This window comes from Dietzia sp. UCD-THP, assembly GCF_000349585.1.
GTDB classification, from domain to species: Bacteria; Actinomycetota; Actinomycetes; order Mycobacteriales; family Mycobacteriaceae; genus Dietzia; species Dietzia natronolimnaea_A.
Window position 1 is genome coordinate 122,993 of sequence record NZ_KB714656.1, and the last position, 22,380, is coordinate 145,372.

Annotated in this window: 24 protein-coding genes; 14 read left to right on the forward strand and 10 right to left on the reverse strand. The window is 70.3% G+C overall.

What is annotated here, in order from left to right; genetic code table 11:
- The first annotated feature begins 3 nt into the window (after positions 1-3).
- The 3 genes from H483_RS34950 (at position 4) to H483_RS34960 (ending at position 2,089) form a co-directional block, all read left to right on the forward strand.
- A complete protein-coding gene (locus H483_RS34950; protein ID WP_017838029.1) occupies positions 4-294 on the forward strand; it encodes a DUF4287 domain-containing protein in 291 nt (96 codons plus the stop codon).
- A 98-nt stretch (positions 295-392) separates the two neighbouring features.
- A complete protein-coding gene (locus tag H483_RS34955) occupies positions 393-1,259 on the forward strand; it encodes an enoyl-CoA hydratase-related protein (RefSeq protein WP_017838030.1) in 867 nt (288 codons plus the stop codon).
- A gap of 74 nt (positions 1,260-1,333) precedes the next feature.
- Positions 1,334-2,089, forward strand: coding sequence for an SDR family NAD(P)-dependent oxidoreductase (locus H483_RS34960; protein ID WP_017838031.1), 756 nt, complete (start codon positions 1,334-1,336; stop codon positions 2,087-2,089).
- Between the two features lie 16 nt (positions 2,090-2,105).
- Here the strand turns inward: H483_RS34960 and H483_RS34965 are convergent, their stop codons facing one another.
- The 4 genes from H483_RS34965 to H483_RS34980 all read right to left on the reverse strand — a co-directional run bounded on the left by H483_RS34965 (position 2,106) and on the right by H483_RS34980 (position 7,066).
- On the reverse strand, positions 2,106-2,480 hold the full coding sequence (locus tag H483_RS34965; RefSeq protein ID WP_017838032.1) for a hypothetical protein: 375 nt from the start codon (positions 2,478-2,480) through the stop codon (positions 2,106-2,108).
- A 383-nt stretch (positions 2,481-2,863) separates the two neighbouring features.
- A complete protein-coding gene (locus H483_RS34970) occupies positions 2,864-3,592 on the reverse strand; it encodes an alpha/beta fold hydrolase (protein WP_017838033.1) in 729 nt (242 codons plus the stop codon).
- Positions 3,593-3,656: 64 nt separating this feature from the next.
- Entirely contained in the window at positions 3,657-4,244 is a 588-nt protein-coding gene (locus H483_RS34975; RefSeq protein ID WP_238556372.1) for a hypothetical protein, read from the reverse strand.
- A gap of 167 nt (positions 4,245-4,411) precedes the next feature.
- Entirely contained in the window at positions 4,412-7,066 is a 2,655-nt protein-coding gene (locus H483_RS34980) for a helix-turn-helix transcriptional regulator (protein WP_017838035.1), read from the reverse strand.
- A gap of 185 nt (positions 7,067-7,251) precedes the next feature.
- Here H483_RS34980 and H483_RS34985 point away from each other — a divergent pair, with 185 nt between their 5' ends.
- Entirely contained in the window at positions 7,252-7,707 is a 456-nt protein-coding gene (locus H483_RS34985; RefSeq protein WP_017838036.1) for a hypothetical protein, read from the forward strand.
- A gap of 66 nt (positions 7,708-7,773) precedes the next feature.
- Here the strand turns inward: H483_RS34985 and H483_RS34990 are convergent, their stop codons facing one another.
- A complete protein-coding gene (locus tag H483_RS34990; RefSeq protein ID WP_017838037.1) occupies positions 7,774-8,163 on the reverse strand; it encodes a VOC family protein in 390 nt (129 codons plus the stop codon).
- 82 nt (positions 8,164-8,245) lie between these two features.
- Between H483_RS34990 and H483_RS34995 the strand changes: the two genes are divergently transcribed.
- Positions 8,246-8,494: a DUF6480 family protein gene (locus H483_RS34995; protein ID WP_017838038.1), complete on the forward strand. Its 249-nt coding sequence runs from the start codon at positions 8,246-8,248 to the stop codon at positions 8,492-8,494.
- A 143-nt stretch (positions 8,495-8,637) separates the two neighbouring features.
- Positions 8,638-10,278: an alpha/beta hydrolase gene (locus tag H483_RS35000; RefSeq protein ID WP_031265138.1), complete on the forward strand. Its 1,641-nt coding sequence runs from the start codon at positions 8,638-8,640 to the stop codon at positions 10,276-10,278.
- A gap of 35 nt (positions 10,279-10,313) precedes the next feature.
- On the opposite strand, the gene H483_RS35005 is transcribed toward H483_RS35000, so the two are convergent.
- Positions 10,314-10,721, reverse strand: coding sequence for a RidA family protein (locus tag H483_RS35005; protein ID WP_031265139.1), 408 nt, complete (start codon positions 10,719-10,721; stop codon positions 10,314-10,316).
- Positions 10,722-10,800: 79 nt separating this feature from the next.
- Here H483_RS35005 and H483_RS35010 point away from each other — a divergent pair, with 79 nt between their 5' ends.
- From H483_RS35010 to H483_RS35035, 6 genes are all read left to right on the forward strand, one after another.
- Complete coding sequence (locus H483_RS35010) at positions 10,801-11,181, forward strand: helix-turn-helix domain-containing protein (protein WP_017838041.1); 381 nt, start codon at positions 10,801-10,803, stop codon at positions 11,179-11,181.
- Between the two features lie 166 nt (positions 11,182-11,347).
- Positions 11,348-11,785, forward strand: a complete 438-nt coding sequence (locus H483_RS35015; protein ID WP_152428041.1) for a helix-turn-helix domain-containing protein — start codon at positions 11,348-11,350, stop codon at positions 11,783-11,785.
- The gene (locus H483_RS35020; protein ID WP_017838043.1) at positions 11,782-13,041 is read left to right on the forward strand and encodes a type II toxin-antitoxin system HipA family toxin; all 1,260 of its coding nucleotides are present in this window, start codon (positions 11,782-11,784) and stop codon (positions 13,039-13,041) included. Before H483_RS35015 ends, H483_RS35020 begins: the two co-directional genes overlap by 4 nt.
- A 112-nt stretch (positions 13,042-13,153) precedes the next feature.
- On the forward strand, positions 13,154-14,059 hold the full coding sequence (locus H483_RS35025) for a DUF1295 domain-containing protein (protein ID WP_017838044.1): 906 nt from the start codon (positions 13,154-13,156) through the stop codon (positions 14,057-14,059).
- Positions 14,056-15,255: an FAD-dependent oxidoreductase gene (locus H483_RS35030; RefSeq protein WP_017838045.1), complete on the forward strand. Its 1,200-nt coding sequence runs from the start codon at positions 14,056-14,058 to the stop codon at positions 15,253-15,255. The genes H483_RS35025 and H483_RS35030 overlap by 4 nt, the downstream gene beginning before the upstream one ends.
- A gap of 137 nt (positions 15,256-15,392) precedes the next feature.
- Positions 15,393-15,935, forward strand: a complete 543-nt coding sequence (locus tag H483_RS35035; protein WP_017838046.1) for a Dps family protein — start codon at positions 15,393-15,395, stop codon at positions 15,933-15,935.
- Between the two features lie 181 nt (positions 15,936-16,116).
- Here H483_RS35035 and H483_RS35040 read toward each other — a convergent pair whose 3' ends face one another.
- From H483_RS35040 to H483_RS35050, 3 genes are read right to left on the reverse strand one after another with little or no spacing between them, the layout of a single operon-like run.
- Positions 16,117-17,133: a phosphotransferase family protein gene (locus H483_RS35040; RefSeq protein WP_017838047.1), complete on the reverse strand. Its 1,017-nt coding sequence runs from the start codon at positions 17,131-17,133 to the stop codon at positions 16,117-16,119.
- Complete coding sequence (locus H483_RS35045; RefSeq protein ID WP_017838048.1) at positions 17,130-18,353, reverse strand: acyl-CoA dehydrogenase family protein; 1,224 nt, start codon at positions 18,351-18,353, stop codon at positions 17,130-17,132. Before H483_RS35045 ends, H483_RS35040 begins: the two co-directional genes overlap by 4 nt.
- A gap of 30 nt (positions 18,354-18,383) precedes the next feature.
- A complete protein-coding gene (locus tag H483_RS35050; protein ID WP_017838049.1) occupies positions 18,384-19,061 on the reverse strand; it encodes an HAD-IA family hydrolase in 678 nt (225 codons plus the stop codon).
- 54 nt (positions 19,062-19,115) lie between these two features.
- On the opposite strand from H483_RS35050, the gene H483_RS35055 reads away from it, so the two are divergent.
- The gene (locus H483_RS35055) at positions 19,116-20,525 is read left to right on the forward strand and encodes an MFS transporter (protein ID WP_017838050.1); all 1,410 of its coding nucleotides are present in this window, start codon (positions 19,116-19,118) and stop codon (positions 20,523-20,525) included.
- Positions 20,522-21,331: an enoyl-CoA hydratase-related protein gene (locus H483_RS35060; protein ID WP_017838051.1), complete on the forward strand. Its 810-nt coding sequence runs from the start codon at positions 20,522-20,524 to the stop codon at positions 21,329-21,331. The genes H483_RS35055 and H483_RS35060 overlap by 4 nt, the downstream gene beginning before the upstream one ends.
- 54 nt (positions 21,332-21,385) lie before the next feature.
- On the opposite strand, the gene H483_RS35065 is transcribed toward H483_RS35060, so the two are convergent.
- Positions 21,386-22,348 (reverse strand): phosphotriesterase, encoded by a 963-nt coding sequence (locus tag H483_RS35065; RefSeq protein ID WP_017838052.1) that lies wholly within the window; start codon positions 22,346-22,348, stop codon positions 21,386-21,388.
- Positions 22,349-22,380 lie beyond the last annotated feature (32 nt).

Consider the following 22,380-nt stretch of genomic DNA (forward strand, 5'->3'; position numbering starts at 1 on the left):
CCGATGTCCTTCCAGGCGTATCTCGACACCATCGAAACCAAGACCGGGCTGACGCCGCGGCAACTCGTGGATCAGGCGACCGAACGCGGTTTCGGCCCCGGCACCAAGGCCGGGCCGATCCTGGAGTGGTTGAATAACGACTACGGCCTCGGCCGCGGCCACGGCATGGCGCTCGTCCACGTGATCACCAAGGGGTCGCAGATCAGCTCGAAGCACGTCGGCTCCACCGGCTCACACGCCGACGCGACCGACATGCTCTGGCTCGATGGCGCGGCCACCAACCCGAACCGCTGACCCCGGGTCCTCCCCGCCGAGCCGCCGGCCAGTATGCGCAGCCGGTCAGTATCGGATCCCGGCCCCACCACCCGCCACCGCGGGTAGCGTCCGTCACCATGCAGCCCTCGCCCGACCAGGCACCCGAGACCGCAGCCGACCAGCGAGAGGTCGTCATCGAGCGCCACGACGATGTCGCCGTGATCAGGCTCAACAGCCCCGATCGGCTCAACGCTGCGACCACGCGGAACCTCACCGACCTCGTCGCCGCTCTCGACGCCTGTGACGTCGACGACGACATCCGGGCCGTGGTGCTCACCGGCACCGGGCGGGCGTTCTGCGCGGGGGCCGACATCTCGGGCGGGGGCGACACCTTCGCCGTCGATCCCGGCCAGGACACCGGCGACGCCCCGCCCGACACTGGCGGCCTGGTCTCGCTACGCATCTTCCGGATGACCAAGCCGATCATCTCGGCGATCAACGGCTCGGCCGCGGGCGTCGGGGTGACCATGATCCTGCCCACGGACGTGCGTATCGCCGCGGACCACGCCAAGTTCGGGTTCGTCTTCACGCGACGAGGGTTGGTGCCGGAGGCGTGCTCCACGTGGTTCCTGCCCCGCATCGTGGGCATCTCCACGGCGGTCGAGTGGACTGTCGGCGGCAGAACCATCCTCGCCGGCGAGGCCCTGGAGCGCGGCCTGGTGCGTGAGCTGCTCCCGGCCGACGAGGTCCTCCCCCGCGGCATCGAGATCGCCCGCGAGCTGACCCGCGGTACGGCCCCGGTGTCGGCGGCGCTGACCCGCCAGCTCATGTGGCGGATGCTCGGCGCCTCCGACCCCGAGGTGGCCCACCGCGCCGAGTCCATCGGTATCTACACCCGCGGCACGTCCGCCGACGTCCGCGCTGGCGTCTCCGCGTTCCTGGCCAAGGAGGAGCCGGACTTCCCGGACCGCGTCTCGGACGGCCTGCCCGACCTCTTCACCTGAGCTACTTCCCTCACTGCCTCACCGCATCATCTGACCAGCTCCACCGCCACACCCCACCTCGGAGAGGACTCCCCATGACTTCTGTCGATCTCACCGGTCGCGTCGCGATCGTCACCGGCTCGACCTCCGGCCTGGGTGCCCGGTTCGCCCATGTGCTGGCGGACGCGGGCGCGACGGTCGTCGTGACCGGGCGCCGCACCGAGAGGATCGCGGAAGTCGTGGAGGAGATCGGCCGACGCGGAGGCATTGCGCACGGCGTTCGGCTCGACGTCGCCGATCCGGCCTCCGTCGAGTCCTGCCTCGCCGAGGTGACCGAGCGGTTCGGCGCTCCCGGGATCCTGGTCAACAACGCCGGCATCCCCGATGCGCAGCGCGCGCACAAGATGCCCCTGGAGCTCGTGGACGCGGTACTCGACACCAACATCCGTGGCCCGTGGCTCATGGCGACCGGGGTGGCCCGCCGGTTGATCACGGCAGAATTGCCCGGCCGTATCGTCAACATCTCCTCCATGGCCGCGTACCACTACGCGGGCAACGGGGCCGCGCTCTACGCCACCACCAAGGCGGCGCTCAGTCGGATGACCGAAGCCCTGGCCGTGGAGTGGGCGCGCGATCTCATCAACGTCAACGCCATCGCGCCGGGGGTCTTCGAGTCGGAGATGACCGACGGGATGCTCGAGCGGGTCGGCGACATCGCGCCCGGGTTGCCGCGCAGGAGGCTCGGCGTCCCTGAACAGCTCGACTCCACGCTGCTCTACCTCGCCTCCGACGAGTCGGAGGCGGTCACCGGGACCGTCATCAAGATCGACGACGGGCAACTCCCCCGCTGAATCGGACGCGCACCTGTCACCGATCGGCTCCGGATGCGTACTCCGACGCCAGCTGCCGCAGTGCGTCGTGATCCTCTCCCAGGAGGTCGACGGGCGGGCGCTGGCCGGGCAAGGCGACCGACGGCAGGGTCCACCAGGCGGTCGCAGCGTCCGGGTGGCGACCGGCGTCCAGCACCCGGTTGATCGCGCAGATGATGTTGCCCGGGTCGCGCGGATCGAAGTGGTCCAGTTGAAATCGCGGGTACACCCATCTCCGGTCACCCCGGAGCGCGATCAGGCGACCGTCTCGCGCAAACGTCCGCAGTGCGTCGGCGGCGGTGGATTCGGACAACACTCCGCGCCGCGCGAGGGCCTCAGCCGCTTCGACCGAGCACATCACGGGCACCTGCATTGCGGCACCCCGCGAGACTGAGACCGCGACAGCACGGGCACGACGAGCGGCAGTGGCGCCACCTCCGGCACGTGGTGCCGCGGGTCCCCGGAGCATTTCGACCTCCGGAGCCCGGACCGTCTTTACGGCCCTGTCGATCTGCCCGGCGACCCGGCCGAACGCGCTGCGACGATGCACTTCCCGCAGGACGACGTCCGAGAAGACCTGGTCGTCGAGCTCCCTCAACGCGCGATTCGCCCTGTCCCCCGGCGCGACGGATCTCTGGGACAACGGTCGATTCCGAGAAGCCATTGACGACCACCCCGCCTTCTGGGGAAGAACTCTAGACCGTCCGGGCGATCGCGGCGAGGAACTCGAGTTCGACGACCCGAGCCTCGCCCGGATCAGGCCTCGGTGCGACGCCACCAGTCGCTGATCGCGGTGGCCAATTCCTCAGGCGTCTCCACCGGCAGCATGTGCCCGGTCTCCGGTATCTCCACGTAGGTCACCGCCTGGGCGTCCGCGCTGTCGCCCCCGGCACCGTTCCCCTCAGCCCACCTGCGCTGTTCCTCGGTGGCCACCACCTGGTCATGTGACGCTCCCACGATCAGGACCGGGCAGGGCGCCTGCGCGGGGAAGGTACCGCGGTCCGGTCGCGCACCCAGGGCCACAGAGTGGGCGGCGAACCGCGCCGGGCCGTATCCGCGCGCCGCGCGCAGTCGTTCGGCCCGCACCTGCGGGTCGTGGCCGCGGTCGCCGAAGTACACCGCCTCCATGCCGTCCAGGGCGATCTCCTCGTACTCCTCTGGACTCAGGTCCGCCGCTCGGGCGGCGCGCGCCGCGGCTGCCTGCGGGTCCTCGGTGCCCACGGGCGCGGTGACCAGGACGAGTCCTGCCAGCAGTGACGGGTGACGCTCGGCGAGGTGCATGGCCACCACGCCGCCGAGGGAGTGTCCGACGACGACGCTGCCCGTCGCGATCTGGCGGGCCACATCGTCGACGAGCGTGTCGAGGTCTGGCTCGGCCGGCAGGTCCAGGGCATTGGCGGGCAGGTCGTCAGGCAGGGCGCGAACGACCGGGGCCCAGGTCTGCGCGTCGCCGTGGAGGCCGGGGAGAAAGACAAGACTCGTCATGTCGCGACCCTACGCGCGACGGCCGCGAGCGACGCGGTGTCTGTGAAGGGCCGCATCGGCTGGCTCACACGATCCTCAACTCGGCATGGGATTGCGAGAGCTCATAGGTCTTGACCAGCCAGAACGCAGCAAACGCGGACAGCGCCGCCGCCTCCCCGGCGAACAGGGCCACGGACGGCCCCACCACCCAGGCGACCAGAACCGCCGCGGCCGGGAACGCCACGACCAGTACGGCCAGAACCCGGTAGGCCACGCGGTACCTGCGCCGCAGATTCGGATCCGGCAGGGATCCGAGGGTCTCCTGCCCGTAGAAGAAGATCGACAGCGCCGCAAGGACGAAGAATCCCACCGCGGCCGCCGCGTGGACGACACCCGCCACGGTGAGCCCGGGCAGAGACGAGTCCCCCGTCGGGACCCACGCCACCACAATGGTCAGGATCCCGGCTCCGTTGAGCAGCGCGTTCTCCCCTCCGGTGTAGCCGCGGTAGGCCACCAACGCGACGCCAATCGCCACGAGTATCCCCACGAAGAGGCTTCGGGCCGGCGAGTAGTAGAAGGCACTGAGTGAGCCCATCATCGACACGCCGGGGTCGAGGGCCACCCACAGGAGAAGGGTTGCCGGGAGGATGAGCGCACCGGCCGCGATGACCATCCGGAGCACGAAATAGGTCTCCACGATGTAGGCGGCGGGCGCCTCGCAGAAGGTGGCCGGATCGCCCCGGACCGGATCGCTCGGCGCTGGATTCCCCGGCGCTGGACTTCCCGGCGCTGGATTCCTCTGTGACCGACGCATGCTCACACCTCGACTCGGTCTCTCGGTCACCCTCGTAGTCGGGTGCCGGTCTTGGTGTAGATCCGGTTGAGGTGTCCCTCCACGGTCCGCTTGGACAGGTGGAGTTCGGCTGCGATCTCCGCATTGGTCAGACCCTGGCCCACGAGATCGGCGATCTGGGACTCTCGCCGGGTCAGTGTGACGCCGGACGGCACCCCGGGCGCGGAGCCTCCGAGACCGGTCAGATCGGCCGGCGCTCCGCCGATCTCTGTGGTCGCGATCATCCGCTCGGCCTGGATATGGTGCTGCGAACCCGGGGTGGCGAGCTGACGAGCGCGGTCGGCAACCGCCACCGAGACCAGGTGGAAACCGACGCCGCGGGCACGCTGGGCGGCATCGAGAAGCCGCCGGGGATTCTTGGCGAGTGTGTCGGCGGCGATGTCCCGCAACAGCACCGGCACCTCACCACTGACCTCCAGCCCGGACACCATCCGGCAGCTCTCGGTATCGGCCACCAACACCCCGGCCAGGGCCGCGCGGGCAGCGGCGCCCAGCTGCCCCTCGTCGATGAGCGAGCGGACGATATCGCGGGCCTCCGCAAACCGCCCGAAGCAGTACAACACCCCTGCCTCGGCACCTCGAATCTCCGGCCCGAGCGGCGAATTGGCGTACCCGGGGACCGCTCGGAGGCGCCGCAGCTTCTCCTTCGCGGTGGCGGTTCGACCGGACAGGGCCGCGATCAGCGCGCACAGGGACAGGGCGCGCGAGAGGTACTCCTCGGGGCCGTCCACCTCGATGGTGTCGATCGCATCGGACGCGGCGGCCACCGCCGCCGACAGGTCCCCGGCGGCCAGGGCGATCTCCGCGTCGGCGACCCGGCGGAGACCGGGACCCAGGCGAACGGAGTCGTCCTGCTCGGCAGCTAAGAAGGGCGAGAGCTCGGCGAGCAGCGCAGTGACGCCGAAACCGTGCAGGACCACGTACATCCACGCGGCGAGGTACTCCTCCGTCGACCGTGCGTGTGCATCCACGGTGCGCATTCGGCGGGCCAGCCGCCGCAGGACGGCCAGTGCGGTGTCGGACTGCCCGAGGGCGTCCAGTGCGATGGCGTAGATGGCCTCCAGCCGCCACTCCCACTCGACGGGTAGGGGTGCGGGGTGCAGGGGGTCGGCGACGGCCCACGGCTCGCGGGGAACGCCGTCGAACCGCGGCTCGTGGATCTCGTCGTAGGCCCGGACGGCCTCGCGGTACCGCCCGGCATAGCTGAGGTGCACCACGGTCAACGCGTCGAGTACCGAGTGCCCGGGGTGACCCGGTGCCAGGAGTGCGTGAGCGGACTCGATCAGCGCCAGCGAGTTCTCCGGACTCCGATCGCGGTACTGCGCGAGGTCGGCCCGGGCCGCCACGTTGTCGAGCAGCACCCTGGTGAACTCGGGCCCACCCGGCTCGTCGTCGTCGCCACGGTGCCCGGCCGATGCCCGCAGACACTCCAGCGATCGCTCGAACATCTCGGCCGCCTCGTACACCCTGTCCGCCAGCCGCAGGCACGACCCCGCGATCAGGTCGAACTCGGCCTGCTGCAATGGCGTCATCACCACTCCCGCGCGCCTGGCCGCCTGGGACAACTCGACGCCGGTCCGGTAGTCGTTGGCGTCGAGCGCGGCACGGGCGGCGGCCAAGGCTGTGGTGGCGGACCGCGCGGCGGTCGCGGCCTGCGAGGCGGTGGCCTGCGAGGTGGCGGCCTGCGCGGCGGTGGCGGCCTGCGCGGCGGGCACGTTGGCCAGCGCCCACAGCACCACGCTGGGGTCCGGGGGGACGATTCCCGGACGCTCGAGGACGGCGTCGTAGGTCTCCCGCCGACGGCGATGATCCGCAGCGTCGCGGAGCGCGGCGGCCAGGACGGGCGGCTGCACGGCGAGGACGTTCGCCCCGTCATGCTGGCCCTCGACCACGAGCGCGCGGGCCAACAGCTCACTCACCACGTCGCAGCCGTGCAGGTCCTCGAGGTCCGGGACGCTGAGGCGCCGAGCGAGTGCGACCGTGGTCAGGGCGTCGGTCATGGGGTCCACGCCGCCGGGGCCGGTTCCGCTTCCGCCGATCCACAGCTGGGGATCCACGGCGACGTCCGCCACCGCGGTGGCCGGGTCCACCGTCAGGGTCAGACGACCTCGCATCCGTCGGGTCAGCCCGCGGGTCGCGAGGTCGTCATAGGTGGCGCGCAGCGCCATGAGGTTGCCGTGAGAACAGGTCCACAGCGCCTCGACCAGTCGTGCCGAGATCGGGACCCCCACAGCCGCCGACACGGCCGCCTCCGACCCGCCGCGCGTGAGATTGCGCAAGGTCAGGCGCGTCGTGCTGGCGGTCACCACCTCGCAGCTCCACTCCGGGAGTGCGGCACCCACCCGGGCCGAGGCCACCACCACCGCCCCGTCGGGCAGCGTTTTCCGAGCGGCGGCCCGGTCCAGGTTGTCCCACACGGAGACCCGGACCCCGGCCGCGCGAAGTCCGGCGGCGATATCGGCGGCACATCGGCTGGCCCCCGCGCCCGGCGGCCCCACCACCAGCACACCGCGTCGGGTCTCGACGCACAGGGCGACCGCACGGGCCACGGTGTCCGCACGCAGCACCGCGCGATCCTTCTTCCACGCGGGCACCAGATCCACCTCCAGACCAACCGCGTCGGGGCGCCGGGGGGGCACCACGTCCGCCTGCTCGCATCGCCAGCGACCGGGCTCACCCAGGGGTCCGGGGCCACGAGCGCCGCTGCGGCGCAGCAAAAATCAGGTGTGCCGCACTCTATCGAGACAACCCGACCCCGTCAGAGGATAGGAGCTATTACACCAGGCTCGCCCCACCCGGGCCCGGCCGCTGACCCGAGGGACCCCACGTGAACAGACCACTCTCCGTCTCGATCGCATCCTGGATCTGGGTGTTCTGTGGCCTGTTCACCACGATCATTATCGCCGGCGTGATCACCGCGACCGACGCGCTGTCGCTGGTCGCGGGGCTGGGCGTCGGCGAGGTCACGCGCGGCGGGGCCGGGGCGGGCCTGAGCAGTGCCGGCGCTCCCGGCTGGACCGGGTGGGCCCTCGCGACCGTCCTGTTCGCCGCCATGGTGGTGCAGGTCGTGGCCGCCCCGAGACTGCGTGCCGGCGAGCGCTGGAGCCGCCCCCTGCTCACGACCGCCGCGAGCGTCCCCCTGATGGCCGTGGTGTACGACCCGACGCTGTGGTCGGCCTGGCTGCTGCTCGTCGCCAACGCCGTGGCGCTGCTCTTCACCTATGACGACCACGCGCTGGACTACCTGGAGTCCCGACCGGAGCACCTGGCCTCGGCGCACTGAGACAACCGGCGGCACGACACCGAACTCACGATCTATCCGTCGGTCGAATCACGGCTTGCCGCGCCGTCACTCCTCGCACAGGCAGAACGGATGCCCGACGGGGTCGAGGTACACCACGAATCGCCCGTCGGGGCTGGGCTGGTGCTCGTGCCGCCGCGCACCGGTGGCGAGGACGGCCGGCTCGGACTGGGCAATCGACTCCACATAGAAATCCAGATGCAGTTGCGGCGGGACCGGACCGTCGGGCCAGGTCGGAGCGCGGAAGTCGGACACCGTCTGGAACCCCAGCGCGACCGCCTCTGACTCCCCCTGCGGCGGCAGCACGTCCACCCAGTCCGGGTACGCGGGGTCCGATCGGACTCGCCATCCGAGCATCGCGGCGTAGAAGTCGGCGAGCTGGGCAGCGTCAGGGCAGTCGAGGGCGACGACCACACGCCGCGTCGTGATCCCGGGCATACGGCCACGCTAATGACCGACACTCTCGCTCCTCAAGCCACCGCCACCGGCACGCCGGACCGTGCTCGTGCCATGGTGGGGCATGGCCAACTCCCTCCCGCCGGACCCGGACCCCAGCGACTCCCCCGACCTCGACGCCGGCGGTTCGCCCACGGGACCGCAGACGCCGGACTCGGATTCCACCTCCCTGGCCTCGGACAGCGCACGCACCGGGCAGAGTCCGACGAAGTCCGGGTCCCGACTCGGGGTCTACGTGGTGTTGGGGATCATCGTCCTGGTGGTCCTGCTCATGGCGTTGGGGCTCTCGGGGAGGCTGTTCGGCCTCGGCTGACCGCTCCGGAGAGGCCGACCCGACGACGCCAGCCCCGGAGTCACGCCAACCCTGCTGCGCCGCTGCCGATGTGACGCGGCCCACTGAGGGGACGACGACAACATTCGCCCCTCCGGGCCCGAACGCATGACAGAGTGCACAGCATGAACACTCCCGTCTCGGTGACCCCTCGCCCCCGATCCCGCCGTCCCGCGGCCTCAGCCATGGCGGCCACTCTCGCGGCTGCGGGGCTCGTCGTCGTCGTCCAGTCCGGCACCTCAGCCGCACCGACCACCCAGGCAGCACCCACTGCGCCCACGGCGCCCACGGCGCTGGCGTGGGGACCGTGCCCCGAGACCGTCACGACCCCGTCGGCGGTGTGCACCAGCGTGAGCGTTCCGGTGGACTACGCGGTTCCCGACGGCGACCGGATCGACGTGACGGTGTCCAAGCTCCCGGCGCGCAACCCGGCGGCGGCGCGGGGGTCGCTGTTCGGCAACGCGGGCGGGCCGGGCGGGGATTCACTGACCTACTTCGACGACAACGAGCTGTTCACCTGGCCCGACGCCCTGCGGGACGAGTGGGACCTCATCGGCGTCCAGCCGCGGGGGCTGGCGCATGCGGGCCCGCTCCACTGCGCGCCCATGGACGGCGCCGACCAGCTGATGATCGCCACCAACCTGGGCGGCGCGCACCGGGCGTCGTGCGAGCAGGTCAGCGGCGGCTACTGGCGCCACCTCACCACCGAGAACACCGCGCGCGACTGGGAGGAGGTCCGGCGCGCACTGGGGCAGGAGCGCATCTCCATCCACGGCCTGTCCTACGGCACGCTGCTCGGATCCACGTACGCGACGCTCTTCCCCCAGCACACGGACAAGGTCGTGCTGGATTCGGCAGCGCACCCGGACTGGATGTGGAACGACGTGCTGCGCGAGCAGACCGAGCCGTACAAGCGCAGCGTGCTGGCGATGTTCGACTGGATCGCCGCCAACGACGCCGTGTACGGGCTGGGCGACACCCCGCTCAAGGTGTACGAGCGCTGGTCGCAGCGGGTGATGGCCGAGTCCGGGACCACCCCGACCCTCGCCCCTCCCCCGGCGCGGATCGGCGACGTGCCGCCCGAGTGGCGCGCGCTCGCGCAGCAGTACGTCGACGGGGTCACGCTCACCGGCCCGCTACGGGTGCAGATCGAGGGGTTGTTCACCCAGCTCCGCACGCCCGGCGCGGTGCAGGCGCTGTCGCCGATGCTCGGCGCGACCCGCGGCCTGGCCCCACAGAGCTCGGGGTGGCCGGTGATCGCGGAGTCCCTGCGTGACGGCACGCCCGTCGGGCCGCAGGACCCCCAGATGCCGGAGCTTCCCGAGGAGGCGGTGGTCTCGCTGAACATGCAGTCCGCCGTGTTGTGCAACGAGAACCGGGTGGCCCCGCGGCCGATCGACTACCCGGGATTCCTGTGGACGCAGTTCGTGACCGGGGACATCTTCGACGCCGTCGGCCTGACCTACAGCTCGGGGGCCGCCTGCGCCGGTGCCGCACCGGTCACTACGCCCGTCGCGGTTCACAACGCGGGCCTGGCCACAGCGCCGCTGCTCATCAACTCGCTGGGGGATCCGCAGACGCCGTATCACGGCGCGCTCGCACTTGCCGAGCGCATGGGCGCGCACGTGCTGACGGTCGAGGGCGGCGACCACGGGCAGGTGGCCAAGGGGAACACGATCGTCGACGACGCCGTGGTGGAGTACCTGCGCACCGGCCACACCGGCGTGACCCATGCCCCGGCCCCGCCGATGCCCGCGGCGGGGTAGGTCGGAGTCTGGCCCCCGTCGGACCCGGGGCGTGACTAGTCCAGAACGGCGGTCGCCTCGATCACCACGAGCACGCCAGGCTCGAAGAGAATCTCCACCCCGATGAGCGATGCCGGCGGCATGGGAGTGGACAGGCCGATCTCGTCGGCCACCGCCTCCACGCCGGCCATGAACTCGCCGATCTTCTCCGGCTGCCAGTCGGTCACGTAGAACGTCAATCGCACGACGTCGTCGAAGCCCGCCCCGGCTCCGGCCAGCCCGCGGGCGACGTTGCGGAGCGCCTGCGAGACCTGCCCGGCCAGGTCGGTGGGGATGGGTGAGCCGTCGGGCATGTGAGCGACCTGACCGGCCACATACACCTGGCGGGTGCCGGTGGCCACGGCGATGTGGTGGTACGGGGCGTCAGGGAGCATGCCTTCGGGGCTGGACACAGTGACTGTCATGATTCTCCTGAAAGTCGGGAACTAGTGGTAGCTACTGTGTACTTGGTATCCACGGGTTACTTCAACGAGACTAGGTGTCATGACCGATACCACGACCCCGCGTGACCACGAGGTCGCCGTCGACGAGGCGCACCGCGAACTGCTCGCTCACGTCCTGGACAAGTGGTCTCTGGCCGTGATGTCCGCACTGTGCGAGGCCCCGAGTCGCTTCAACGAACTGCGCCGGACCATTCCGGCCGTGTCGCAGAAATCCCTGTCGACCACCTTGCGCCGCCTGGAACGCAACGGACTCATCGAGCGCCGCGCGCTGACCACCCGACCGATCGCGGTCGAGTACCGGATCACTCCCCTCGGCAAGACGGTGCGCGAGCCGCTTGACGCGCTGCTCGACTGGGCATCGGCGAACCTGCCGGCCATCGAGCGAGCCCGTGAGGCGTTCGACGAGCAGGACTCCTCCTGACCGACGGCCCCTCCCGCCCCGGCACCTGGTCACCGAGCCCGGGCGCGGGTACCGGTTCGTGCCGTGAACCGGGGCACAAGTGTTCGCTTTACCGAACATACTCTCTGTGTTAGCTTTATCTAACGCCTCACTATTGTTAGATATTACGAACGTCCAAGGGGGAAATGTGGCGACGTTTTCCGCCAGCGCTCGTACTCCACTCGATCTCGCCACCTCGGTCAGAGACGCCCGCCTCGCGGCGGGGATGAGTCAAGCCGACCTGGCCGCTGCAGCCCATCTGACCCGTTCCTGGGTCAGCCTCTTCGAGGGAGGCCACACACCCAACGCCTCACTTGGCAAAGTCCTCGCCATGCTCGACGTTCTGGGGGTCACTATCCACTTGACCTACGACGTTCCCGATCCCGAGTCGAACGCCCACGAGCTCGGCCGTCTCACCACGTCCGAGCAGAGAACGGTGGCGCAACCGAGGGACGACCCCGGTCAGTCCGCAACCTCCGGTCCCGCCGTGCTCGACCCGGCGGCTCTCGACGCGGCTAGGCGCAGGCGGAGCGCCCATCTCGCCCGCGCCGATGCTGACGATCTAGAGTCAGACGCTGAGCGATGAGTGACAAGCACCTTGTCGTCCTGCTGTCCGGGGAACGAATCGGCACCCTGACAGAGGACAATCTTGGCAAGCACTGGTTCGCGTACGACCTCGACGGCCCGCAGCGCAATCTGTCCCTCTCCATGCCGCGCCGGCGGCAGCCGTGGGGCCCTGACCAGGTGGAACCGTTTCTCGACGGTCTGCTACCCGATAACCAGGCTGCGCGGAACGAGATCGCACGTCACTATGATGCGGTCACCGGCAACGCCTTCTCGCTACTCGCGGCAGTCGGCCGCGATTGCGCGGGTGCCGTCCAGTTCCTCCCTCCTGACAAGGCCGACGAGTTCGACGAGGGCGCCCTGATACCGGTCTCCGAATCTGAGATCGGCGCGCGGCTGCGGAGTCTCATCACCAGTCGACAGCCCTCCTGGCAGGCCCGGGGCGAGCACTGGTCCCTCGCCGGGGCGCAGGAGAAGATCGCCCTGCAACGGCGAGGTGGTCACTGGTTCCAGGCCACGGGGGCAATTCCGACCACTCACATCATCAAACCGGGCGTCGTCGATCTGAAGTGCCAGGCATACAACGAGGTGCTGTGCCTAGCGGCTGTTCGCGAGTTGGGGCTCCCCACCGCCTCCACCGACTACGTGGATTTCGCGGGAACCCCCGCCCTCGTCAGCCGCCGCTGGGATCGCCTGGTCTCACGGGATGGATCTGTCGTCCGGCTCCATCAAGAGGATCTGTGCCAGGCTCTCGGGGTCTCTCCGGCGGCCAAGTACCAGTCGGAGGGGGGCCCCTCCCCCGGCGATGTCATCTCTCTCCTGCGGTCTTTGCTTCTCGAAGACGAGATCTGGCTCTTCGTTCGTGCCTTGACGGTCAACTTTCTTCTCGGCGCTACCGACGCCCACGCCAAGAATTACGCGATCATCCATCCCGAGTCTGGCCGCCCTCGGCTCGCCCCGTTCTACGACATCGCATCGATCTACCCGTACGCACCGGGACCGAAGCACCGGAAGCTCGCGATGAAGATCGGGAGCCGCTACAACTACGACCAGATCGAGCTGCGTCACTGGCTCGCCTTTGCCGAGGTCAACAAGCTTGACCCGAGCGTTCTCACCGCCCAGATCTACCTCGACGCCGCGGACCTTCCTGCAGCACTGCGATCGGCACTCGACAAGAATCCCCCTCGCCGCGACGACGAGCACACGCTGGCCTCCACGCTGACAGTCGCGGTCGAGTCCCAGTGCGCCCGAGTTCTCAACTGGTTCGTGGATCCTTGAGACCGGCCGGGCGCGGGTACCGGTTCGTGCCGTGAGCCCGGCCCCACCAGCGCCCCACCGCATCTCACCGTTGCTCCGGTCCCTGCGAAGAACGGTCATTACGCTTCCTGACATGAGTCAAGCTGCGTCGCTCCTGCGGGTCGGGATCGCTTATGTCATCGCCATCGGCGCCGGGTTGGCGTGGCTGCTGTGGGGGCCGGGCACCGGCCAGCTGTTGCTCGACGGTCTGATCGCCGACCTCATCGCGACCGTCGTCATATTCGCCTTCAGCCGCTTCTACGGGAACTCGACGTTCTACGACGCCTTCTGGTCGGTCATCCCGCCGTTGCTGGCGTTCTACTGGTGGATCGCGGCCGACGCGGGCGTGAACGACGTCCGCTGGTGGCTCATGATGACCGTTCTGCTGGCGTGGGCGGTGCGCCTGACTCTCAACTGGGTCCGCACCTTCCCCGGCATGCACCACGAGGACTGGCGCTACCCGATGGTCCGCGAGCGGGCCGGTCGCTTCGAGTTCGTGGCCGACCTCATGGGCATCCATGTGTTCCCGACCCTGCAGGTGTTCGCCGGGCTCATCCCCGTCTACGTGGTGGCCACGCGCGCCGGTGAGCCGCTCGGCTGGCTGGACTTCGTGGCCTTTGGCGTCGGCCTGGCCGCGCTGGCGCTCGAGACCGTCGCCGACCTGCAGATGCACCGCTTCATCGCCACCAGAAAGCCGGGCCAGGTCATGGACACCGGCGTGTGGTCGTGGTCCCGTCACCCGAACTACTTCGGCGAGTGCGGGATCTGGTTCTCCATGGGCCTGTTCGGGCTGGCGGCCTGGCCCGGCGCGTGGTGGGTCTTCGTGGGCACCGCCGCCATGGTGGCGATGTTCCTCGCCGTGAGCATCCCGATGATGGAGCAACGCAGCCTCGAGCGGCGACCCGAGTACGCGCGCGTGGTGGAGCGGGTGTCGCTGTTCATCCCGCGCCCGCCCAAGAAGCTCCCGCCCGAGAAGAGCCGGACCACGACCTCCGCGTGAGCCGCCCCCGGATCGTCGTGGTCGGACTCGGGGACACCGGCGTCCTCACGGCCATCGCGCTGCGACACCACGGCGACGTCGTGGGGATCACGGCCACGCCGGAGTTCGTCAGCGGCCAGGAGCTAGGCCTGCGGCTGGCCCGCCCGGAGGCGTGGGCGCGCGACTACCGCATCGCCTACCGCCGGTTCCGCGGCCTCGACCGGGTGCGGATCGTGCACGGCAGCGCGGCCGCCCTCGATACCGAGAACCGGGTCGTGCGGGTGAGGCTCGCCAGCGGTACGGCAGCGGACGGTACGGCAGCGGACGGTACGGCAGCGGACGGCCCAGCAGGTGACGGCGCAGCGTGCGATAGCTCCGTCGCCGAGGTGCCGTACGACGTCGTCGTCGTCGCCACCGGGGTCACCAACGGCTTCTGGCGACGCGCCACGCTCCGGGACTCCCGCGGCGTGGACGCCGACATCACCCTCCCCCACGAGCGCGTCGCGGGCGCGGGGTCGGTGGCGATCATCGGCGGCGGCGCGGCAGCGGTGAGCTCGGCGGCGCAGGTGGCCGAGCGCTGGCCCGGCAAGACCGTAGACCTTTACTTCCCCGACGACCGCGCGCTACCTCACCACCACGCCCGCGTCTGGGACCGGGTACGCGCGCGACTGGAGGAGCTGGGCGTCGGCCTGCACCCAGGTCACCGCGCGGAGTTGCCGGCCGGGGACGACGACGACACCGCCCACCTCACCACCGACCCGGTGAGCTGGTCGACGGGTCAGCCACCGACCACGGCCGACGTGGTGATCTGGGCGATCGGCCGAGTGAGGCCCAACACCTCGTGGCTGCCCGCGGAGATGCTTGACCACCGCGGCTTCGTCCGGGTCGAGCCGACGCTACAGGTGTCGGGCCATAGCGACGTCTTTGCCGTGGGCGACGTGGCCGCCACCGACCCGCTGCGCACCACCGCCCGCAACCGCGGTCACGTGCTGGTCGCGCGCAACATCCGCGCGCAGCTCCGCGGCAAGCCCCTGCGCGACTACCGGCCACCCAGGCGCCGCTGGGGCTCGGTGCTGGGACCGCTGCGAGACGGGCTCATCGTCTTCACCCCGCCCGGCCGCGGTGTCCGCGTCCCCGCCCCGGCGTCCGATGTGCTGCTCCAGCGGCTCATCACGCACCAGGTGATCTACGGCGGGGTGCGCGGGCGAGGGCGGTGAGGGCCGCGGGCGGGGGCGGTGAGGGCCTGTCGGTTCCGGTCGGTGTCGGCGAGGGCCGAGGACCGCGCTCACGGGGCCTGACCTGCGCGGCGAGCACGGCGGTCGCACGGTTGCGGCGGCGGCGCTAAGTTCGGGGCATGCCTCAATTCACCGTTCCCGGACTGTCCACCGACGACTCCGCGACCCTCGCGGACACCCTGCAGAAGCGACTCACGGCGTGCAACGACCTGCACCTGACCCTCAAGCACGTGCACTGGAACGTGGTGGGCCCCAACTTCATCGCGGTCCACGAGATGATCGACCCGCAGGTCGAGCTGGTCCGCGGCTACGCCGACGTGCTGGCCGAGCGCATCGCCACCCTGGGCGGCTCGCCCGTGGGCACGATCGGCGCCAACGCCGACCACCGGTCGTGGGACGACTACTCGCTGGGCCGCGACACCGCGCAGGCGCACCTCGGCGCGCTGGACAAGGTGTACGACGGGATGATCGGCGACCACCGTAAGGCCATCGCCGTTGCCGGTGACGTCGACCCCGTCACCGAGGACATCCTCATCGGTCAGACCGCCGAGCTCGAGAAGTTCCAGTGGTTCGTCCGCGCCCACCTGGAGAACGCCTCCGGCGAGCTGCCGACCGCCGACGACGCCACCGAGAAGGGCGCCGCGCGGGACGCCTCCGCGTGATCGCACGCGGCTGACCCAGGTGATCTGTTCACTCAGGGCCCGGCACGGTATTTCGCTCGGGTGAACCCGGGCCACGAAGACCTCCGTTGTGAGTGGGAAGCGTGATCGCTCCCCCACTGCCGCAACGGAGGTCTTCCGTTCGTCAGCTCAGTCGACCGAAGGCCCCCCGTGGTCGGTACGCCTAGGACGCCTGGTCGAGCACTACGTGCGCGCAGGTCACGAGCTCGTCGACCGACCCTGCCGGGATCTGCCCCATCGCCGTGAGGTTGCGTGAATCGTCGAGCTGCCGCCGGCGAACCCCCTCGAGGATGATCGCGAGCTTCCACAGGCCGAGTCCGTGCCAGAAGGGCACGTCTGAGACATCGCGCCCCGACACCTCGGCATAATGCTCGACGAGCTCGGTTCGCGTCGCGAAGCCGGGCACGGTCGAGGCATCGAATCGAATCGTGGGCGGGTCCCCCGCCTGGGGCCAGTAGGCCAGGAGGGTCCCGAGGTCGGCAAGCGGGTCGCCGAGCGTGGCCAGCTCCCAGTCGAGAATCGCCCGCACCTGCGCGTCGTCCGGGTCGACGATGACGTTGCGTAGGTGGCTGTCGCCGTGCACGAGGGTGATCTCACCGGGCGCCGGCTCGCGCTCGCGCAGCCGGGTCGTCAGCCGGTCGAGATCGGCGAGCTCGCGGGTGCGGGAGAGTTCCCACTGCCCGCTCCACCGGCGCAGCTGGCGTGCGGCGTAGGGCTTGTGGCTCGCGAGGTCGGTCAGGCCGACCTTCTCGAGGTCGACGGCATGTAGGCGCGCGAGCGTGTCGGTGAGCGACAGTCCGACGGCATGACGGGCCGCTGTCGACAGGCGCTCCGCGTCGGCCCGGTCGTCGAGCACGAGCCCGTCGACAAAGGACACGACGAGCACCGGCCGGTCGGAGACCGCCGGTTCCTCGCACAGCCCGTGGACGGCGGGCAGCGGAACCCCGGTCCCCTCGAGCGCCGAGAGAATCCGGTGCTCCCGGGCGACATCGTGCGCTGAGGCGAGAATCTCCCCCATCGGCGGGCGCCGCAAAACCACCCGTCGGCCCCGGGTGTCCGTTGCGAGGTAGGTGAGGTTGGACTGCCCCAGGCCCACGCGCTCGTAGGTCAGCGGCTGCTCGACCTCCACCCGTTCGGCGAGCCACGCCGTCATCGCGGTCGTGTCGATGCCCTCGATCATTTCTGCCGGCCCCACTCGGGGCTGCGCCGGCGGTACTCGCGACGCGCGATGGTCATCTTGTGCACCTCGTCGGGGCCGTCCGCGAGGCGCAGGGTGCGCATGTGGGCGTACCAGAGGGCGAGCGGGAAGTCGTCACTCACGCCCCCGCCGCCATGGACCTGGATGGCGCGGTCTATCACCTTGAGCGCGACTGCGGGGGCCGCGACCTTGATCGCCGCGATCTCCGTACGCGCCACCTTGTTGCCCACGGTGTCCATCATGTGTGCCGCCTTCAGGGTCAGCAGACGGGCCATCTCGATCTCGATCCGCGACTCGGCGACCCAGTCCATGATGTTGGCCCGGTTGGCCACGGGTTCACCGAAGGTCACCCGCGACTGAGCACGGTCGATCATCATGTCCAGGGCCCGCTCAGCGACGCCGATCGCTCGCATGCAGTGGTGGATACGCCCCGGGCCGAGCCGGGCCTGGCTGATCATGAAACCGTCGCCCTCGCCGGCGAGTAGGGCCGACCGGGGCACGCGCACGTCAGTGAAGGTCACCTCGGCGTGGCCCTCGCGGTCCATGTAACCGAACACCGGAAGACCGCGCTCGATCTTGACTCCCGGGGTGTCGACGGGGACGACCATGATCGACTGCTGGCGGTGGGTCGGGGCGTCCGGGTCGGTCTTGCCCATGACGATCATGACCTTGCAGTTCCTGTGCAGAGCATTCGACGTCCACCACTTGCGGCCGTTGATGACGTACTCGTCCCCGTCGCGCTCCATGCGCGTCTCGACGTTGGTGGCGTCGGAGCTGGCGACGGCGGGCTCGGTCATGGCGAAGGCGGAGGCCATCTCGCCGGCGAGCAGCGGCCCGAGGTACTTCTCTTTGTGCTCATCGGTGCCGAAGAGCGTGAGCACCTCCATGTTGCCGGTGTCCGGGGCGTTGCAGTTGATGGCCTCGGGCGCGATCTCGAGACTGCGGCCCGTGATCTCGGCGAGGTGCGCGTACTCGAGGTTGGTCAGACCCGGCCCCCACTCGGGGTGCGGGTGGAAGAGGTTCCACAATCCCTGGCTGCGAGCCTCGGCCTTGAGGTCTTCGAGAATCTGCGGGTGGTGGTTGGCGTCACCGGAGGCGCGCATCTGTTCGCGGTAGACGCTCTCCGCGGGGTAGACGTGCTCGTCCATGAAGGTGAGGAGACGGTCGCGGTAATCCTGTCCGCGTGGGCTGAGCTCGAGCATCGTGGTCGTCCTTGTCTGGAGGTGGGCGAGTCAGGCGGTAGCGCCGGACGGTGCCGGGAGGGAGAGGGCCTTGTGGACCCGGGGGATCGTGTCTTCGGCGGTCCGGTGGAGGATGCCGCGGATGCCGAGGCGGGCGGAGCCGGCGAGGTTGTGCTCGAGGTCGTCGACGAGGACGCACTCGTCCGGGTCGACACCGAGCCTGTCGCAGGCGATGCGGTAGATCTCGCGGGAGGGCTTGCGCACGCCTACCTGGCCGGAGACCACGCTGACGTCGAAGAGTTCCTCGAGATCCACACGGGCGTAGCAGTCCCGCCCCAGGGAGTTGGAGACGAGCGCCACCGGCGTGCCCGCGGCGCGGACCCGGCGCACCAGCTCGACCATCGGCAGGTCGAGTCCGAGGTGAGCGGCCAGACCGGCGAGGAGGCCCCGCGCCTCGACCCTGCCGCCCGCTTCGATGAGCGCAGCGGCGAAGGCATCCTCGAAGCCCTCGTCGTCGAGCCGGCCCACCTCGTGTTCGACGAGCGCGCGGCGGGCACCCTCGTGGGTGGCGAGCACGCCGAGCGCCCGGTCCGGTTCGAGCCCCACGTCGGCGGCCAGCGCGCGGAAGGCGGTGCTGATCGGGACCGTGAGCACTCCCCCGAAGTCGATGAGCAACGCTCGGACGGGGCGCGCGTCGGCCGGGGGCGGCTCCGGTGACGTGGGTGTCATTGGATGGCTCCTTCGATCCTCGTGGTGACAACAGGTATACTTGAATTCAGATTCATGTTCAACCCTCTCGTCGTCACCGCCCGAGGAGCCACCATCTCCAGCGCCAACCCGCCGCCGACGCCACACCGTGGCGCGCTCGCGGTCGCGCTCGCCGTGCTCTTCGGCGTGACCGGCCTCGGCAGCGCCGCGGTCGCCGTCGCGCTACCGGCGATCTCCGCGGACCTCGACCTGACGGCGGGCCGCGCAGCGCTCGTCGTAAGCTGCTACTCGCTCGCCCTCGCGGTCGGCAGCCCGGTGTTCGGGCGACTCGGCGATCTCTTCGGCATCCGGCTACCCCTCCTCGTCGGGATGTCGGTCATGCTCGCCGCGGCCTGCGCGGGGTCGCTCGTCGACTCCCTTCCCGCCCTCGTCGTCACCCGGACCCTGCAGGGCCTGGGTGCAGCGGCCGTCCCGGCGCTCACCATCGCCGCGGTCCAGGCGCTCTTCACCGGCGACTCGCGAGCCCGGGCCATGGCCACGTACTCGGGAGTCGGCGCGACGATCAATGTCCTCGGACCGGTCGTCGGGGCGCTGCTCGTCGACCCCTTCGGCTGGCGACCGGTCGTCGCCATCCCGTTGCTCACCCTCCTGGTGGTGCCGCTCGTGTGGCGTGCCCTGCCGACGGAGCGGCAGCAGGGCGCGACCCTCGACCCCCTCGGGGCGGCACTCGTGGGCGGCGCGGCCGTCGGCGCCGTGCTGTCCCTGCAGGCAGCGACCCTCGGCCCGGCAGTCGCGGCCACCGGCGCGGTGCTTCTCCTCGTCTGCGCGCCCACTGTGGTCCTGCGCTCGCGCAGGCGGCCGCACGGCGTCGTCCCCGCCGCGCTGGTCCGCAATCCGGCCGCCCGCAGGAGCCTGCTCACCGCGGCGAGCCTCCCGGCGGCGTGGTTCGGCATGCTCGTCACGGTGCCGACGGTGCTCACCGCCCACGGCTGGTCGAGCGCTGCAGTGGGGATACTCCTGCTGCCGTGTGCTGCGCTGGGGCTCGTCGCTCCTCGCATCACCGGGCCGGCGCTCATCAGGCTCGGCGCACCCCGCAGTCAGCTGCTCGCTGCGATCGGCACCGCCCTGGCGATCGTCTTGGCCGCGTTCGGGGCCGCCCGGGTAGACGCCCTCGCCCTCATCGCAGCCACGCTCGTGCTCATGCTGGCCTTCGGCCTCGGTCAGCCGGCGATGACCGCACTCGTAGCCGACTCGGTGTCCGTGCACCATCGCGGCGGTGCGCTCGGGCTGCTCACTCTGGTCTTCCTGCTGGGCGGCAGCCTCGGTGCCGCCGCAGTCGGTGGCCTCGGTGAGGCCATCAGCCTCCCCGGCGCCCTGCTCGTGCTGGCCGTCCTCCCGCTGACGGCCGCTCTCGCCTTCGCCCGTCCACTTCCCTCACCACGACCACGACCACGACCACGACCACGACCGCAGGAGAACCCATGACCGACACCGACCACGTCCTGTACGACCTGGCCGACGGCATCGCGACGATCACGCTCAACCGGCCCGACCGGCGCAACGCGATGTCGGTGCCGATGATCGAGCGGCTCGGTGAGTTGCTCGCGCGGGCCGACGAGGACCCCGCCGTGCGTGTCCTCGTTCTCACCGGCGCGGGGCGCGCCTTCTGCGCGGGCGGCGACGTCCAGCAATTCGACGAGAACGGCGGAGAAGGGGGCGGCGCCAGCGAGGTGGACCCCGAAGCGGTCGCCGGGCAACTGCACCACCAGGAGCTCACCGTGGGGCGCCTGCACGCGTTCACCAAGCCGACGATCGCTGCCCTCCCCGGCGCGGCCGCCGGGGCCGGCCTCGGTCTGGCACTCGCGACCGACCTACGAATCGGGACCCCGCGGACCGTCGTCGCGACGGCCTTTGCCGCAGTCGCCCTGTCCGGCGATTTCGGCGTCGCATGGCTGCTCGACCGGCTCGTCGGGCCCGCGCGCGCGTGCGAGTTGATGCTCCTGAACCCGCGCCTCGACGGGCAGGCCTGCCTCGACGCGGGCCTGCTCACGCGGCTCGTCCCCGAGGATGAGCTCGAACGGGCGACCACCGAGCTCGCGACCCGCCTGGCCCACGGTCCGGCGCTGACGCTCGCGCACATGAAGAGGAACCTGCGCGAGGCCCCGAACCAGACGCTCTCGGAGTCGATGGCCGGCGAGGTCCCGCGACACAAGGAATGCGGCCTGACCGACGACCACGTCGAGGCGGCCCGGGCCTTCGTCGAGAAGCGCCCTCCGGTCTTCCCTCGCTGACACCGGGCCCGCTGACACCGAGTCCGCGGTGCGGACGCGGTGTCAGCGCGTGGGCTACCCCTCGAAGTAGGCGCGCGGGTTCTTCACGAGCATCGTGTCGATGTCGTCTTCCGACGCGCCGCCCTCGAGCAGCGCCGGGATGACGTCCTCGCTGATGTGCCTGTAGTTCCAGCGCGGGACCACCTGACGCTTGGCCTCGGGGTCGAACCAGTCGATGAAGCACGCCGCGTCGTGGGCGAGGACCATCCGCTCGGCGTAACCGCGGCGCAGCAATTCCAGCACCGTCGACACGCGGTCCTCGAATGGCAGGAGCACGTCCAGTCCGAAACGGTCCATGCCCAGGTAGGAGCCGGCGTCGGCGACCTTGCAGAGGTAGTCGAGATCGGTCGTGTCGCCACTGTGGCCTATGACGACCTTCGCCAGATCCACCCCCTCCTCGGCGAGGACACGCTGGGCGACGAGTCCGGACCCGGTGTGCGGATTGGTGTGCACGGTGATGGGGGCCCCGCTCTCGGCGCTCGCCGCACCGACCGCCCGCATGGCCCGCTCGACGCCCGGGGTCAGCCCCTGCTCCTCGATCGCGCACTTGAGGAATCCGGCGCGCACTCCCGTGTCGGCGATGCCCTCGCGCAGGTCCTTGAGAAAGAGCTGCGTGAGCGGCTCGGGCACGTCGAACAGCAGGCCGGGGCCGGTGTAGTGGAACTGGAAGGGGATCTCGTTGTACGTGTACAGACCGGTCGCGACGACGATGTTGAGGTCGACCTGCTCGGCGACACGTTGCACGCGCGGGAGGTAACGACCCAGCCCGAGGACGGTCGGGTCGAGGATCGTGTCGATACCGAGGGTCGGCAGCTGCGCGAGCTCGACGACGGCCTCGGCCACCTTGGCGTCCTCGTCCCAGTCGCCCTGGTAGTTCTCCCGGTACTCCTCCCCCAGTACGAAGATGTGTTCATGGGCCAGCACACGGCCCAGGTCGGCGGAGTCGATACTCCCTGTCACTGTCGGGACGGCCACCATGGCGCTCTCCTTAAGGTCGGTTCTCGGAGCGT

Coding starts and splice junctions, on each gene's coding strand:
- H483_RS34970 (WP_017838033.1), bottom strand. CDS start 3,592: ATGACGAGTCTTGTCTTTCTCCCCGGCCTCCACGGCGACGCGCAGACC.
- H483_RS35045 (WP_017838048.1), bottom strand. CDS start 18,353: ATGCTCGAGCTCAGCCCACGCGGACAGGATTACCGCGACCGTCTCCTC.
- H483_RS34955 (WP_017838030.1), top strand. CDS start 393: ATGCAGCCCTCGCCCGACCAGGCACCCGAGACCGCAGCCGACCAGCGA.
- H483_RS34965 (WP_017838032.1), bottom strand. CDS start 2,480: ATGCAGGTGCCCGTGATGTGCTCGGTCGAAGCGGCTGAGGCCCTCGCG.
- H483_RS34975 (WP_238556372.1), bottom strand. CDS start 4,244: ATGGTCATCGCGGCCGGTGCGCTCATCCTCCCGGCAACCCTTCTCCTG.
- H483_RS35020 (WP_017838043.1), top strand. CDS start 11,782: ATGAGTGACAAGCACCTTGTCGTCCTGCTGTCCGGGGAACGAATCGGC.
- H483_RS35005 (WP_031265139.1), bottom strand. CDS start 10,721: ATGACAGTCACTGTGTCCAGCCCCGAAGGCATGCTCCCTGACGCCCCG.
- H483_RS35000 (WP_031265138.1), top strand. CDS start 8,638: ATGAACACTCCCGTCTCGGTGACCCCTCGCCCCCGATCCCGCCGTCCC.
- H483_RS35035 (WP_017838046.1), top strand. CDS start 15,393: ATGCCTCAATTCACCGTTCCCGGACTGTCCACCGACGACTCCGCGACC.
- H483_RS34960 (WP_017838031.1), top strand. CDS start 1,334: ATGACTTCTGTCGATCTCACCGGTCGCGTCGCGATCGTCACCGGCTCG.
- H483_RS34950 (WP_017838029.1), top strand. CDS start 4: ATGTCCTTCCAGGCGTATCTCGACACCATCGAAACCAAGACCGGGCTG.
- H483_RS34990 (WP_017838037.1), bottom strand. CDS start 8,163: ATGCCCGGGATCACGACGCGGCGTGTGGTCGTCGCCCTCGACTGCCCT.
- H483_RS35050 (WP_017838049.1), bottom strand. CDS start 19,061: ATGACACCCACGTCACCGGAGCCGCCCCCGGCCGACGCGCGCCCCGTC.
- H483_RS34995 (WP_017838038.1), top strand. CDS start 8,246: ATGGCCAACTCCCTCCCGCCGGACCCGGACCCCAGCGACTCCCCCGAC.
- H483_RS35055 (WP_017838050.1), top strand. CDS start 19,116: ATGTTCAACCCTCTCGTCGTCACCGCCCGAGGAGCCACCATCTCCAGC.
- H483_RS35065 (WP_017838052.1), bottom strand. CDS start 22,348: ATGGTGGCCGTCCCGACAGTGACAGGGAGTATCGACTCCGCCGACCTG.
- H483_RS35060 (WP_017838051.1), top strand. CDS start 20,522: ATGACCGACACCGACCACGTCCTGTACGACCTGGCCGACGGCATCGCG.
- H483_RS35040 (WP_017838047.1), bottom strand. CDS start 17,133: ATGATCGAGGGCATCGACACGACCGCGATGACGGCGTGGCTCGCCGAA.
- H483_RS35010 (WP_017838041.1), top strand. CDS start 10,801: ATGACCGATACCACGACCCCGCGTGACCACGAGGTCGCCGTCGACGAG.
- H483_RS35025 (WP_017838044.1), top strand. CDS start 13,154: ATGAGTCAAGCTGCGTCGCTCCTGCGGGTCGGGATCGCTTATGTCATC.